The 15,891-nt window shown below is 49.4% G+C and carries 10 protein-coding genes; 7 read left to right on the top strand and 3 right to left on the bottom strand.

Going from position 1 to position 15,891, the window contains the following annotated elements; translation table 11 throughout:
* The first annotated feature begins 4 nt into the window (after positions 1–4).
* The 6 genes from AC6B99_RS05255 (at position 5) to AC6B99_RS05230 (ending at position 10,776) form a co-directional block, all read left to right on the top strand.
* Positions 5–898 carry a carbohydrate ABC transporter permease gene (locus AC6B99_RS05255; protein ID WP_056033703.1) on the top strand — a complete coding sequence of 298 codons (894 nt, stop codon included), beginning with the start codon at positions 5–7 and terminating at the stop codon, positions 896–898.
* Positions 899–974: 76 nt separating this feature from the next.
* Positions 975–2,510 (top strand): ABC transporter substrate-binding protein, encoded by a 1,536-nt coding sequence (locus AC6B99_RS05250; protein WP_496662918.1) that lies wholly within the window; start codon positions 975–977, stop codon positions 2,508–2,510.
* Between the two features lie 24 nt (positions 2,511–2,534).
* Entirely contained in the window at positions 2,535–3,404 is an 870-nt protein-coding gene (locus tag AC6B99_RS05245) for a sugar phosphate isomerase/epimerase family protein (protein ID WP_496662917.1), read from the top strand.
* A 113-nt stretch (positions 3,405–3,517) separates the two neighbouring features.
* Positions 3,518–4,609, top strand: a complete 1,092-nt coding sequence (locus AC6B99_RS05240; protein ID WP_494862512.1) for a Gfo/Idh/MocA family oxidoreductase — start codon at positions 3,518–3,520, stop codon at positions 4,607–4,609.
* Positions 4,610–4,786: 177 nt separating this feature from the next.
* Complete coding sequence (locus AC6B99_RS05235) at positions 4,787–6,763, top strand: AraC family transcriptional regulator (RefSeq protein WP_496662916.1); 1,977 nt, start codon at positions 4,787–4,789, stop codon at positions 6,761–6,763.
* 266 nt (positions 6,764–7,029) lie between these two features.
* Positions 7,030–10,776, top strand: coding sequence for an S-layer homology domain-containing protein (locus tag AC6B99_RS05230; RefSeq protein WP_496662915.1), 3,747 nt, complete (start codon positions 7,030–7,032; stop codon positions 10,774–10,776).
* A gap of 89 nt (positions 10,777–10,865) precedes the next feature.
* Here the strand turns inward: AC6B99_RS05230 and AC6B99_RS05225 are convergent, their stop codons facing one another.
* Positions 10,866–12,596, bottom strand: a complete 1,731-nt coding sequence (locus AC6B99_RS05225; protein WP_494881781.1) for a methyl-accepting chemotaxis protein — start codon at positions 12,594–12,596, stop codon at positions 10,866–10,868.
* Between the two features lie 415 nt (positions 12,597–13,011).
* Here AC6B99_RS05225 and AC6B99_RS05220 point away from each other — a divergent pair, with 415 nt between their 5' ends.
* Complete coding sequence (locus AC6B99_RS05220) at positions 13,012–13,569, top strand: stalk domain-containing protein (RefSeq protein WP_081418742.1); 558 nt, start codon at positions 13,012–13,014, stop codon at positions 13,567–13,569.
* Positions 13,570–13,701: 132 nt separating this feature from the next.
* Here the strand turns inward: AC6B99_RS05220 and AC6B99_RS05215 are convergent, their stop codons facing one another.
* Complete coding sequence (locus tag AC6B99_RS05215; protein WP_235533120.1) at positions 13,702–14,754, bottom strand: hypothetical protein; 1,053 nt, start codon at positions 14,752–14,754, stop codon at positions 13,702–13,704.
* Between the two features lie 72 nt (positions 14,755–14,826).
* On the bottom strand, positions 14,827–15,882 hold the full coding sequence (locus tag AC6B99_RS05210) for a hypothetical protein (protein WP_496662914.1): 1,056 nt from the start codon (positions 15,880–15,882) through the stop codon (positions 14,827–14,829).
* Positions 15,883–15,891 lie beyond the last annotated feature (9 nt).

Raw genomic sequence — 15,891 nt, 5'->3', positions numbered from 1 at the left:
GGCCATGGTAAATACGAAGGAAAAAATATTTCAAGTCGCGATTCATATTTTCTTTATCGCTGTAGTGCTCATGTGTCTTATGCCATTCGTGCTGCTGCTGACAACTTCCTTTACGAGCGAAGCTTCCATTGTCAAAGATGGTTATTCCTTATTCCCTAGCGAGTGGAGTCTGGATGCTTACAAGTTTTTATGGAATGATGCTGAAAATATTACGCGTTCATACGGCATTACGATCTTCGTCACGTTAATTGGAACGTTCATCGGGCTGTCGATATCCGCGCTGTTGTCCTACCCGATGTCGCGCAGCGATATGCCAATGAAAAAGCAGCTCGCCTTTTACGTCTTTTTCACGATGCTGTTCAATGGCGGACTCGTACCGACTTATCTGATTTACACGCAAGTATTCGATATGAAAAACTCTCTGCTGGCGCTTATTATTCCCGGCTTGCTGACGAATGGTTTCTTCGTCCTCATTATGCGGACGTTTTTCCAAAATTCGATCCCGCATGCGATCATTGAATCCGCTTCTATTGACGGCGCGGGAGAATTCAAAATTTTCTTCAAGATGATTTTGCCGCTGTCGCTGCCGATCCTCGCAACGATAGGCCTTATGCAGACGATTGGCTATTGGAATGACTGGTTTAACGGGCTCATTTATATTACCGACAGCAAGCTGTTCAGCTTGCAAAACCTGCTGAACCGGATTTTGCTCAACGCCCAGTTTATTCAGAACAACGCCTCAACGCTGAATGCGGGGGAAGTAGCGAGTGCGCAAATTCCGCTGGAAACGGTAAGGATGGCCATGGCGGTTATCGGCGTAGTGCCGCTGCTGTGTGCGTACCCTTTTTTCCAAAAATATTTCGTCAAAGGGCTTGTTATTGGTGCTGTTAAAGGTTAATGCTGTTAAACGTCTGGCTACACACGGCTTTCAGCCGGTTAGCATACAAGCTTGAACAAACAGGGAGGTTGCAGAGATGAGAAAACGGACAAATGGAATAGTGGCGCTGCTGCTGACGGTTATGCTGGTGCTTGCAGCATGTGGCGGCAACAGCGGCGGTTCAACATCGAATGCCGGAGCAACGAATGCTGCAGGTGGAGAAACAGGCGGAGCGTCTGAACTCAAGCCTTATGAAATGACGGTGGCTTTCTTAAGCATCGGCAATACGAAGGATTTGGCTGAGGTTCAAGCCGAAGTCAATAAAATTACCCAAGCTAAAATCAATGCAACCGTTAAATTCCTTCCTATTGATATCGGGGCATGGCAGCAGCAGATGAACCTGATGCTTGCGGGCAATGAGCCGCTGGATATTCTCGTAACGGGCACAGGACTTAACTTTGGCACGCAGGCTGCTAAGGGCCAGCTCGTAGAGATGGATGACCTCCTGGCAAAATACGGACAAGATATTCAAAAGGTTGTTGGCGGAGATGTCATTAAAGCCGGCTCCTCGAATGGAAAAATTTACGCTATTCCAAGCGTGCGTGACTGGGCAGCAGATTATGGCCTCGTTATGCGCCAAGACATCGTAGATAAATACAAAATTGATGTCAATGCAATTAAGACGATGGATGATTTGACGGCTGTTTACCAAACGATTAAAGATAATGAGCCGGGCATGGCAGCTGTATTGCCGGAAGGCCCAAGCTTCTCGGTTATCCAATCGATGGTGGGCAGCGTCATCGACCCGCTTGGCGACGAGAATGGTGTACTGGTCGGCTTTGATGGCGAGCTGAAAGTCGTAAACTGGTATGAAACGCCTGAATATGCGAGCTTGGTGAAAAAAGCAAGAGATTGGTACAACGCGGGCTTTATTCCTAAAGATATTTCGACGAATCAAACGACTTCGGAGCAGTTGATCAAGGCTAACAAGGCGTTTGCTTTCATGGCGCATATGAAGCCTGGCTATGAGAGCAAGGAGTCGCTGCTTACAGGTACACCGCTCGTTGCAGCACGTATTTCCCCAGCGATTTCGACGACTTCCTCGATCGCTAACATTATGTTCGGCATTGCAAGAAACTCCGAGGACCCTGAGCGCGCGATGATGTTCCTGAACCTGCTTTACTCGGATGCTGACCTTGTGAACCTGATCGACTACGGCATTAAAGGCAAGCACTATGAAGTGAAAGATGGCAATATTATCGGCTTCCCGGCAGGCGTAGATTCCTCCAGCTCGACTTACAACCCGACGCATGGCTGGATGTGGGGCAATCAATTGCTTTCCCATATTTGGGAAGGGGACAGCGCAGATCTGTGGACGAAGCTGGATGAGTTCAATAAATCGGCGGTTAAATCGAAAGCGCTTGGCTTCAGCTTTACAGCAGACCCTGTCAAAACAGAAGTGGCGGCTGTTCAGAACGTGAAGGAGCAATTCAAGATTGGTTTGGAAAACGGTACGCTTGATCCGGACAAATATTTGCCAGAATATATTGCGAAGCTGAAATCTGCAGGCATGGATAAAATCGTGGCCGAAAAACAAAAGCAGCTGGATGAGTGGGCGGCAGCCAATAAATAATATTCGAAGGAGTGAAGGTCTAGCATGAGCATTCAAGCAGGCATTAACATTTATTCCGTCCATGAGCAGCTTGCTCAAGATTATTACGGCACTTTGCGCAAGCTTGCGGAAGCAGGCTATACCCATCTGGAAATGCTAGGCTTCAATATGGTGAAAATGTCGCGGTTCAGCGATGAGTTTCCGGCCAAGGAGGTTGCCGCCGAACTGGCGGCCTCCGGCCTAAAGGCCATCGCAGCCCATGAGGGGCCGATGCCCGGCGAGGAGCTGCTCGCCCATCGTTGGGATGAGCTGATGGATTATTATGAACAGCTTGGCTGTAGGTCGCTGGTGCTGCCATCCGTATGGATGGACGACCGTGACAGCACGCTGCGTCTCGCCGAGCAGCTGGAGCAGCTTGGCGGCAAGCTTGCACAGCGCGGCTTCCAGCTTTACCTCCATAATCACGCCCATGAATTTAAGGCGGATGGCGATACGACGCTGTTTGATATCCTCGCCGCACATACCGATCCGTTGCATTTAAAATTCGAGCTTGATCTCGTGTGGGTGATGCGGGCCGGGGTTGATCCCATAGCAGTAATGGAGCGAGTCGGCGACCGATGCGATATGATTCATCAGAAGGATTTCAGCAAGCAGCTGTCCGGCCCGCTTAATTTATTCGAATCGATTCAAGCGAACGGCGACGAAGGGCTTGGGCTGATGGATGTTTACCGCAAATATATCGTGCCTTCGGACTTTGTCGATCTCGGTACAGGAGCTTTCGATTTTGCCCATGTGTATGGGAGGATCAAGGAGCTTGGCCATGTGAAATACGCATTGGTTGAAAATGAAGGGAAATCAGCGGATAAGCTTGCCAGCGTCCGCAACGATCTGGAGTATTTGCGCACATTCATTTAAAATATAAGAATTTATATGCTCACTTTTATAACTATGCTTATATTTCATCGCGAAACGGTTGCTTTGCCGCCAAAAGACGGCGACAGCCGTTTCACCTTAGGAGGCTGCAAACGATGGGGAAATTGAAAGCAGGTATTATAGGCTGTGGAGGCATCGCCTTTCAGAAGCATATGCCGTCACTGAAAAACAATAGCGATTTGGTTGATATGGTTGCATTCTGTGATATTATCCCGGAGCAGGCAGAGAAAGCGGCACAGCAGTTCGGCACAGAGGATGCCAAAACGTATACCGACTATAAACAGATGCTCGAAGATAGCTCTATTGATATCATCCATGTGCTGACGCCAAATTTGCAGCATTCCTTTATTACAGTAGATGCGCTGGAGGCGGGCAAGCATGTGATGTGCGAGAAGCCGATGGCGATTAACTCGGCAGAAGCGCGTAAAATGCTGGATGCGGCAGAGCGGACAGGCAAAAAGCTGACGATTGGCTATCAAAACCGTTGGAATGACGATTCCCAGACGCTGCATCAAGCTTGCCGGGAAGGCGCGCTCGGTGAAGTGTATATGGCGAAAGCCCATGCGATCCGCAGGCGGGCGCTCCCGACATGGGGCGTATTTGCCGACAAGGAGCAGCAAGGTGGCGGCTGCCTGATCGATATTGGGACGCATGCGCTTGATTTGGCGTTATGGTTTATGGACAATTACAAGCCGAAATCCGTCAGCGGCTCGGTGTTCTACAAGCTGCGGGATAAGCCGGAGGGCAATATGTTCGGTCCGTGGAAGCCAGAGGAACTGGAGGTAGAAGATTCCGCCTTTGGCCTCATTAAGATGGAAAATGGCGCAACGATTTTCCTTGAAAGCTCCTGGGCTTTGAATACGACGGATGTGAAGGAAGCGAAGGCATCGCTCTACGGCACGAACGGCGGTGCAGAGATGAAGCAAGGCGCGGATTACGCTGGAGAGCTGATCTTCAACAACGTCCAGTTCGGCAAGCTGATGGAAACGAAGGCGGCTGCAGGTCCCGGCATTGCGTATTTCGGCCCCGGCTCGAATGATCCGGGAACGAAGGAAGCTCGGCAGTGGCTGGAGGCGGTTATCCATGATAGGGAGCCGCTTGTGAAGCCGGAGCAGGCTTTCGTGGTGACGCAAATTTTGGAAGCGATCTACGAATCGGCAGCGACAGGCAAAGAGATTTATTTGTAAAAGCATGCAAAGAAGCCCGCAGCGATATCGGCCTAGCCGAAGCTGCGGGCTTTTTTGCATATTAATGAAGCTTATAGTTATTTTCATTGTAAATGAGAAGGTTTATCAATTATAATAAAGGGACTAAGGGATAGATCGAGCGGTTCTTTTAAGGCAGGGAGTGGGGAGGTTGGGGAATTGAAGCTGGACGAACATATAAAATTATGGAACCAGGCGGCTATAAAAATATGGGATATTCGCCATGTCGTCATGCAGCCAGGGGAGCTGTTGGAGGATTATTTGCTGCCGTCAAGCGGCTTCATTTACAGTGTGCGCGGTGCTGGGCATTTGAAGCTGGACGGCGACGAGCATGAGGCGCAGCGGTTTCATATTTTGCATGGCGGCAAGGGCATGCGGCTGGATGTGTGGGCGGAGGAAGAGTTTGAATATTATTTGCTTTTATACCGTGCGGTGTATGCATTGTCGGGCAATAAAGAGCTGGCGCGGCTAATGGAACGGCATCAGCCATTTGCGCTGCAATATGGTTTTCAGCCGCAGGAGCCGCTGCCCTTGCTTCGCCCGCTGGATTTGATTCGGAAAGCGTGGCAGCAAGCGGATGATCTGGATCGCATCCAGATCAAGGGGCTATTTTATCAATTTATCCATGAGCTGCTCCGACAAATGAAGACGCAGGGCATTAAAGTAAGCAAGCCGGACCTCGTTACGCAGGCCATCCGCTATATAGAGGATCATTTTCAGGAGGCCATTACGCTGGAGTCGCTGGGTGAAAAGCTGAATTACAGCTCCCGGCATCTATCGATGCGCTTTAAAGAGCATACGGGAGCAAGCCCGATCCATTATTTGATTCAAATCCGGGTGAAGCGTGCGGCAGAGCTGCTCATTGGAACGGATGCGGCACTGAATGAAATTGCGCTTGAGGTTGGTTACGCGGATGTGTATTATTTCAGCCGAATTTTCAAAAAACATACCGGCTTATCGCCCGTTCGTTTTCAGGAGCGGGAACGCAACAAGCGGCTTTCAGAAGATCGTCCATTCATCATATCTGAAAAATCCATTGGAATGGGCAAGGTGCGGCGTTATATTGGTAATTATGATAATCATTATCAATATAAACGTGGAGGGTCTGTACGAATGAAAAGAAATACAACATCGGGTCTTGCTATTAGCTTGTTGCTTACGTTAACGCTATTGCTAGGTGCCTGCTCATCAGGCACTGCGAATACGAGCACGAACAGCGCAGCTTCTGCTTCGCCAAGCAATGCGACGGAATCAGCGTCACCCGCGCAAAATGACGGCGGCCAAGCGTCGCCTGCGGAAGCAGCAACACGCATCGTCAGCACGGAGAAAGGCGATGTGGAAGTACCTGCCGAGCCGAAGCGCGTCGTCGCGCTTTATATGCTGGGCGATGTGGTGGCAATGGGCGTAAAGCCGGTCGGTATTTCCGATGTGTACGAGGGAGCGGCATTCGAGCAGGAGCTTGCGGGTATTGAAACGCTTGGCCAATGGTTTGAGCCGAATCAGGAGGCAGTGCTGGCGCTTGATCCAGACTTGATTATTGCTCCTTCTGAGGATACGTATAACAAGCTGCATGATATTGCTCCGACGGTGTACATTCCGTTTGACAAAATGACTACGGATGAGCGAATGAAAATGCTGGGCAAGGTGTTCGGCAAGGAGCAGGAAGTAAATACGCTGATGGAAAACTTCAATAAGAAAGTAGAAGAGAGCAAGGAGAAGCTGAAAGCAGCAGGCGTTTATGACAAAACGGTTTCCATTATTGAAGGCGGCAAGAAGGAAATGTCGGTCATCGCCAGCAAGCAGTACGGCCGCGGCTCGCAAATTATTTATGAGTACCTGGGAATGAAAGCTCCGAAAGTTATTCAGGATAAAATCGATGTCGCAACAGTTGGCGATGGCGAAAACGTATCGCTGGAGGTGCTGCCGGAATATATGGGCGATTATATTTTCCGCTCCTCTTGGATGGGTATGGATGATTTATCCGACAACTCGATCTGGAACAGCATCCCGGCGGTAAAAGAAGGCCGTTTGGTTGAAATAGAATTTGGGCTTGCGTATTACAGCGATATTTATTCGCTGGACAAGCAGCTTGATTTTATCGTGGAGAAGCTGCTCGAGGGTGCGCCGAAGGCATAGCAACTTTATATTAAAGCTAGCCAGCTGTTCTACAACAGCTGGCTTTTTGATGAGTGAATGCCCGTTCACATGCGCGAATAGCGCAGTGTGAACAAATGAAACTTGGGTGAACAAATTGCGGGAACAGCAGTGGTTCAGCTTGCTCCGAATTGTTCAATTGAAGGATTGCGAATGGTTGGTTACAATCCATTGTGACGCTCCAGCACTTTTTGTGTAAACGCATACATGCTTGGGGTGATCTATATACAGAGAGGGGATTCATCGTATTGAACAAGCGAAAATGGCTTTCGGCCGCATGCTCCTGTTTATTGGTGCTGTCCATGCTCATGTCTGCTGTTCCTGCCTATGCGGCAGATGAGCTGCAAAATGGGGACAATTCGGCTAGTGTGAGCGCAGCGGTACGTGATGATTTTACTGAGCAGCAATTGAAGGATAACGACTATATTCTTTATTTTGTGAATGCAGGGGACACAACGCCATCTACAGTAGAAGGCACCGATAAGTTTGGGCTGTATTCCTCCGTAACCGAGCAGGTATATGGAGTGGATGCTGTAACTGGTAAAAAATGGGGGTTAGTGACGACTACAACAGCTGCAAGAACAGGCGATGCTTCTACGAAACTGGGGACGCTGCGTTATTATAATGGCACGCAAGTAAGGGATAAGGCGATCGAATACAAATTCGAGCTGCCGGAAGACCGCTATGATATTACGTTTGGATACAAAAATCCGTGGAGCGGCCGCAGCGTCAATATGGTTGTGAACGGAACAAATCTCTCTGGTGAATACAGCATTGGCGAGTATGACGCAGTGAAGGAGGTTACTTATCGAAATGTAAGCCTAACGGGCAATGAAATGCAGGTTCGCGTTCAAGGTCCGGCTACTGCAGCATTAAGCAATTATAATGATCCAATGCTTAGCTATATTATTGTCCGTCTGAATGTCACGATCCCATTGTCCGATCTGGGAGATAAGCTGGATGAGGCAAAAAGCGAGGCGGTGGATGTGAAATACACACGCTATAGCGTACAGGTGCTGAATGATGCAATCGCTGCTGCTTCGGATGTGTTTGATGCACTATCTGCGAATGGCACAGACATGCAGGACCCGGCGGTGCAGGAGCAGATTCGCTCGGCTATCGCTTCATTGAATGCGGCGCTTGCCCAGCTATCGCTGGATGTGCCGAATACATCGTTTAAGCCGGGCGCGGTATGGAATGATACGAGCGGTGCGCTTATTCAAGCGCATGGCGGCGGCATCATCTATGATGAGCATACGCAAAAATATTATTGGTATGGCGAGGATAAAACCAATGGCTATTTGCCGGCACGCGGCGTTCGGGTATACTCCTCAACCGATTTATACAATTGGGAGGATCATGGTCTGGCGTTGACTGCGATTGAGTCGATGGATGATTTTACGAATGATCCGCTTATTTCCCAGCTTTATGCAGGGAGAACCGATCAAGCCAGCATTTTCAATGATATTGGGACGAATCGCATTATCGAGCGTCCAAAGGTCATTTACAATGATGCAACCGGGAAATACGTGATGTGGATGCATACGGATGGCCCGTCTGAAACGTCGACAGCCAACTATGCGAAGGCGGAAGCTGGGTATGCTTTGAGCGATTCGCCAACAGGACCATTCGTCTATGGCGAAAGCCACCGGATGGACCGTGCTCCTGCGGATGCCACCTACAATGGGCAGCCTAATCAGCCGGGAATGGCGCGGGACATGACGCTGTTCAAAGATGATGATGGCACAGCTTACCTCGTGTATTCCAGCGAGGAAAATATGACGATGTACATCTCCAAGCTCAATGAAGAGTACACCGATATTGTCGGTTGGCATAAAGACGGCAATGTCGAGCGCGATACCGTATACAAAGCCGAATATGGTGTCGATTACGTCCGGGTATTTCCGGGAGGACAGCGCGAGGCGCCTGCCTTGTTCAAATATCAAGGCAAATATTATATGATTACGTCCGGCGCAACCGGTTGGGATCCAAACCTTGGCAAATACACCGTTGCCGATGATATTTTCGGCGAATGGAAGCCTATGCGCGATGTAGCGCCGGGCAGCTCTACAACGTTTGGCTCGCAAAGCACGCATGTCCTTCCGATTGATCCAGCAGCGGGCAAGTTCCTCTATATGGGTGATCGCTGGGACAAAAATGACCTGAAAAATTCGCGTTACATTTGGCTGCCGATCGAATTTGGCCAAAATGATGAAATCGCGCTGCGCTGGCGCGATGAATGGACGCTGGATGAGCTGAGTGCAATGGGACGTATTACGATTGATACGCCATTGCCTACACAAACCTCGATTGGCAAAGTGCCTGTACTGCCCGATACGGTGCAAATTACAGTGTCTGGCGGTTCGCAAACGACGGCTGCAATTGCTTGGAATGCAACGCCGGAGCTATTCGCCAAGCCGGGCATCGTGACGCTGAAGGGTACGCTTAGCGGGGCGAGCACCAAAACGATTGAACAGCAAATTTATGTGGTGCCAGATCGCAGCGCTTATTTCGTTCATGCCGGAGGCGCGGCGACAGCCGATTATAACGACATGATTTCCTACATGGAAGATACGCTTATTAATAAAGAAGCGATCGATCAGCAATATGACCCGGATAATGGCCGGAATTGGGGTTATGTTGGTAACAATACATTAACCTCTGGTACGGCTAGTGGCGATTTGTTCGCTTCGCTGCGTTATTTAAAGTCTGGAACAGGCGATGATTTGCCGTACCGTTTTGATATTGCGAATGGCGAATACGATGTTTATGTCGGCTTGTATGATCCATGGTCGCAATATAATCCTGGCACTCGCAAAGCTCAAATCATTATTAATGATGAAATTAAAACGAACAGCTATACATTCAGCGCTTCGCGAGATGTACTTGGCTACGAAGATGTGAATGTGTCTGACGGCAAGCTGGCGCTGACGATTCGTCGGGCGGTCAGCGGCGCTCCTGATCCGCAAATTAGCTGGATTATGATTGTTGCTAAGGAGCAGACAGCAGTGCAGGCGGCAAACCGTCTGGGCGAAATAGCGGCACCAGCGCAAGGAGCGGTACAGTTGACGCTGCCGGAAGCCCCAGAAGGCTTCACAGTGGCAATCAAATCCTCCAACAGTGCGGTAATTGGTACCGATGGTACGATTACGCCGCCAGAGCAAGCGACAACGGTTCAATTGGAGCTGGAAGTGACGCGGCTGTCGGATCAGACGAGCGCTGTCATCGTACGTTCCGTTATCGTGCCTGCCAAAGCAAGCAGCGGCGGCGGAACGGATCCGGGAACGAACCCTGGGACGGATCCGGGTACGAATCCGGGTACGAATCCAGGCTCGGGGTCTGGCAGTAATCCAGGCTCAGGCTCAGGAAGCGGCTCAGGCAATGGGACGAATCCAGGCACTACGCCGGGCACAGGAACGGATCCGGGAACAAATCCAGGAACAGGTACGAATCCGCCGTCATTCCCGGATGTCAGCAATCACTGGGCAGGAGCGGCAATTGGCAAGCTGACGGCCCAAGGCCTTATGAAAGGTTATCCAGATGGTACATTCCAGCCGGATAGAAAGATGAATCGTGCAGAGTTTATGACGATTATTTTCCGCTTATTGAAGCTGGATGCGGCTGCGGGCTCATCGAAGTTTAACGATGTGTCAGAAGGAGCTTGGTATGCAGGTTCGGTAAATGCTTTGGTCAATGAAGGAATTGTGAGCGGATTTGCTGATGGCAGCTTTAAGCCAAATCAGGAAATTACCCGCGAGGAAGCTTTTGTCATTTTGTATCGTGCGATTAAGGGGCAGCTTGCTGCTGGCACGGCTAGCGGCGAGGGCAGCTTCAAGGATAGCGACAGCGTTTCAGCTTGGGCAGCGGAAGCGGTTCAAGCGCTTTCAGAGCATGGGCTGATCAGCGGTTATAAAGATGGTTCCATCAAACCGGAGCAATCGATCAATCGGGCTGAAATAGCTACAATTATTGCCAAGCTTTTGCAAGAGCAATAGAAAAAGAAAAGAGCAAGGTTCCCGTGATTGTGGGGGAGCCTTGCTCTTTTTGCTTTATTTTTCAACGATTCTGTTTAACGCAGCCTTCGTTAGTTCACTTTAAAGCTGGAAATTGCCGCCTCTAGATCGCCGACAATGCGATTCAGCGCTTGGGCCGATGATGCGATATGCTCCATCTGTGCAAGCTGCTCCTCTGTTGCGGCCGCCACGTCATCGGTTTTCTCCAAATTGGAGGCAGCGCCTGCCGCAGCTGATTCTGTCGAAGCGCTAATTTGCTGGGAGCCTGCGGATAATTGCTCAGCAATAGCCGAATTATCATGGAGCTGATTCGCAATTTGCTCAATCGCGATCGAGATGGCATCAAGCCGCTCCCGCACAACGTTCAGCTGTCCGCCGCCATTTTCGACCTCTTGAACGGTTGTCGCCATATAGCTCGATGCACTGGCAATTTCACTGCGCGTGCCAGCTACGAGCGTATTGATGCCTTCCGCTGATTCCAGCGAGGCCGCTGCCAGCTTGCGGATTTCCTCTGCCACAACGGCAAACCCTTTGCCTTGATCCCCTGCACGTGCAGCCTCAATGGAGGCGTTCAGTGATAAAATATTCGTTTGACCGGCGAATGCGGTAATATTTTGAGCGATTTTGCCGATTTGCTGCGAGCGATGCTCAAGGGAATGAATGCTTTCGGACAGCTTTGTTATGACGGCGCGAATGTCCTCCATCTGGTTAACGAGCATATTCAATGCCTGCTGGCTTTGCTCGGTTTGTTCCGACGTTCCAGAGGAATGCATCGCAATGGAAGTTGTATTTTCGGCAATCCGCTGAATGCCCACCGCCATCTCTTCAATCGCACGGGACGTCTCCTGCGCCGTTCTTGCTTGAACCATCGAGCTTTGAGCAACCTCCTGAATCCGAATCGCGGTATGCTCTGCCGCCTCAGTCGATTCCTGGGATGCGGCTGTCAGCTGGGAGGAGGCAGCGCTTACCTCGATCGCGGACTCCGAAATGCCGCTAATGAGCTTGCGCATCGTGTCAATCATATGATCGACGGCGGCTGATATGCGGCCAAGCTCATCGGTTCCAGGATTTTTATCCCGCTGCACGGTCAAATCTCCCGCTGCCACTTGATTAGATTTTGCGACGATGATGCGGACTGTCCGCATAATTTGACGGACGGTGATGATAACAACGATGACTAAAAGAAGCGTAACTAAAGTAGTTGCTATGAAAGCTACAAGCTGATTTTGCTCTACTTGCTTGCTGATGGCCGCTATTGTCAGCTCCGAATGCTTGTCTAAGCTTTCTCCAATCTCGTCAATACCGGAGCGGCTGGATTTAAAAGCGTCGTCAATTTCGGCATTGCGGAACTGGTGCTGGTCCCCGGCAGCAGCCTGTACGGCAGCAGAGGACCATAATTCAAATTTCGGCTGAAACTGGCCCAAAATATCCTCAATCGTGCGGCCAGACTCACCATATGCCAATTTTTGCAAAGATTGCGCTTCAATAATAACGTTTGCTTTTCCAACACGTTCGGATACCTGCGCGATATTCTCGGACAACTCTTTGCGGGCTTCCTCCGTTTCAGCCGCGTTCAACGTACCAGACTCCACTTTTAAATACGCTTGAAAAGCTTGATACATGTCACGGTCTGCGTTCAAAATCAGTGAATTGACCTGATTGGATGTGTCATAAATCTCCTCTGTCATCGTACGCACAATTTGCTGCTGCCCGTTCAGGTAATACAAGCTCGACAGCACATACGCAATAAGCGGAATTGCAGCAAGCAGAGCAAGCCGCCAGCGTAAAGATAGTTTTAACATAGAATCCCGCCCTCTTTTCTAAAAGTTAACCTAATATGTTTTATATATCGGTGAAAATCACGTTTTCCATAACGATTTTATAGAGCGTTTTAAAAATAATTGTATCGAAGCCTTAGGGAAAAAGAGGTGGGGAAAATGATAGGCTGTTTTCTTGAATGAAGCCTTGCTGGACGCGGTTTACGGCCGATTGAAGATTCGACACATTTCGATAAAAATTTAGGTCGTAATCCGTCTATTTATTGGAGTAATATGTTGTAATTTGTCGAATTTAATTGCAGCTAGAAATTTCCTGACTCCTTTATAGCTTAGAAGCTGCTGGGTGGCGTCATCAGAGAGAGTATAAATGAAGCATAGAGGAGTGTGAATCCGGCGGGATGCATGGCCTGCATCGATATGGCCACGAATAGGAATTTTTATGCTCGCTTTACTCATCATGCTTCAAGTTAGTCCCCCTTCCATTTATGCAGCTCCTGCGCCGGATACATTTACAACGAAGAGCTGGGAGGATTTGCCCGCAGGCGCAATCAAAGACGCTGCTTACGGAAACAATGTTTATATAGCCGTAGGAGATTATGGCGCCATTATTAAATCAGCAAATGAAGAAGGGAAGGCTTACTTCACAACGAATGGATCGTCTTGGACGAATACTCAGCCGGTGTATACAGAGCCATTCATCTGGAGCGGCATGACTTATATTCCGCTTCGCTACCTGAGCGAAGGCATTGGCGCTGACGTGAAATGGGATAAAAAAGCGCAGCTGGTTACGATCAAAGCAGGCAGCGACACACTGAAATTTTGGATGAACAAAGACTTCATGGAAGTAAACGGCATGAAAAAATCCGTAGGCGCTAAAGTATTTGTCAACTCCGACAACAGGACGGTCGTGCCGCTTCGCTTCATTACGGAACTGCTTGGCTGGAACGTACATTGGGGCAAAGCCGATCATTCCATTACGTTGACCAAAGCAATGTAAGACAAACCGTCCACAAATACAAATCCCCGCAAGCCGATCACTTGAAAAAGTGTCCGCTTGCGGGGATTTTTTTGAAATATAAGCATTATAAGTTTCACACTTATTGTGCACTAGGCAGCTTCGCCAGACACCTTATAAGAGCAGCTTATCGGCTACCTTTTTACTATAAAAGTCATTGCCATTGCGTGCATCATAACGTTGTGCCGCCGCAGTGGCGAGGTTTTCAAAATAAGCGGCGAGCGCTGGAAGGCTGGTATCTTCATGCGCCGCAAGAAAGGAGGCGGGAAGCCGAAGCATCACATTCGATCCTTCTTGAACCAGTTTCTTCAGCAGGCGTGCCGTACATAGATTAAACAGCATCACTTCATAAGGGTTCTCATGATCAAGTGCGAAAGCCAAATGCAGCTCTACAGCCTCAATCGCTTTAGCTGGCTTGGTTGCCGTCAAATATTCAATATGCTGGGCGACGCTTTCCAGCAGATCGCGTTTGCCTTTGACGAGGCGATAGCCTTTCGTATGCGCTTTTTTCGCTTCCTCATGGAGGTTTAGGCGCTGCATAGGCAGGAGCAGCTCCGGCAGCGTAATATGAGGTACCTCAGCACATTTCATGTTCCCTGATAAAATCGGCTCCGCTGCCTTTAATGCTTGCTCATCCTCGCCCAGTCTTGAATATAGCATGACAATATAATGCTGCTCACAGGCGATGCAATCGCTCATATGGTCCCGAAATGCTTTCATAAATTGCTGGAGATAATCTTTGGCTTCATCAAGCTTGCCATGGTCAAGGGCGAGCCGGGAACGGAAATATAAATAAGTGCGATTGCTGTAGCCATGCTCCTTATAACGCTTGCCCAAATCCTCCAGCAGCTCCTGAATTTGCGACATTGGAATTTCTGGGAAATTCGAAATGGTGCCGATGATCCATTTATATCGCCATAACAAGCTTCTGCCATCATATTCCTCAGGGTTTTGATCATATTGGCCTAGCTGCCAGGAGAAGGCGATAATCGCCTTCAGCGGGAAGCCATGAAATCCAGCAGTTTTCACGATTTGGTGGCGCGCATAAAAACCATTTTCGATATCACCCTCGGCATCTGCGAGCCGAACGGCAGCCTCCAGCACCTCGAGCTGGGCAGCGCCGGGAGGGAGGTCATACGCCTGGTTCATTAAATCCTCAAAATCCATTTCCATAGATGCTCCTCTGTTTATTTGTTAAATACATGGCAATAGAAGCGCCAAGAGGCCTCATCAGGCGAGTTAAACGAGCAAGCTCGCGGCATTATTACTATAATAATCATTGCCATTGCGAGCATCAAAACGTTTTGCTGCCGATAGCGCGAGTGCTTCAAAGTGCGCAGCAAGCGCGGGCAGACTTGTATCTTCATTCACAGCGAGGAAGGAGGCTGGCAGACGCAGCTTTACTTCAGCTTCCTCGCTAATTAGCTTCTTCAGCAGCCGTGCTGTGAATAGATTAAATCGCATGACCTCATAAGGATTCTCATGGTCAAGGATAAATGCCAAATGCAGCTCGACGGCCTCTACCGCCTTCGCCGGATTCACATCCGTCAAATAATGAATATGCTGTGCGACGCTAGCGAGCAGATCGCGCTTGCCTTTGACCAGTCGATAGCCTTTCGTATGAAGCTTTTGGGCTTCTTCTGGCGAGCCTTGACGCAGCAAAGGCGAAAGCAGGTGCGGCAGTGTAATATGAGGAACCTCAGCGCATTTCATTTTGCCGGATAAAATCGGCTCTGCCGCCTTTAAAGCTTGTTCATCTTCGCCCAATTGCGCGTAAAGCTCCACGATATGATTTTGCTCGCAGGCGATACAGTCAGTCATATAGTCCCGATCGACCTTCACCATCTGCTCGAGAAAATCCTTGGCTTCATTCAGCTTTCCATGGCTTAAGGCAAGGCGAGAGCGGTAATACAAATAAGTGCGGCGGCTGTAGCCATGCTCCTTATAGCGTTTGCCCAAATCCTCCAGCAGCTCCTGAATTTGCGGCATCGGGATTTCCGGGAAATTCGAAATGTTGCCGACGATCCATTTGTAGGACCACATTAAATCGCTGCTATCGTAATGATCGGGTTGATGGTCAGATTGTCCCAGCTGCCAAGAGAAAGCGATAATCGCTTTGAGCGGGTAACCGTGAAAAATAGCCGTCTCCACAATTTCGCCTCTCGCCTCAAAGGCGTTATCGGTATCGCCTTCTGCATCTGCGATTCTCACGGCAGCCTCCAGCACCTCAAGCTTAGCTGCGCCGGGGGGCAGATCGTAGGCCTGATCCATTAAATCTTCAAAATCGAGTTCCATTCATGTTCC

Source organism: Paenibacillus liaoningensis, assembly GCF_059609455.1.
The sequence above is the reverse complement of the archived record's forward strand: the minus strand, read 5'-3'. Positions and strand labels throughout refer to the sequence as shown.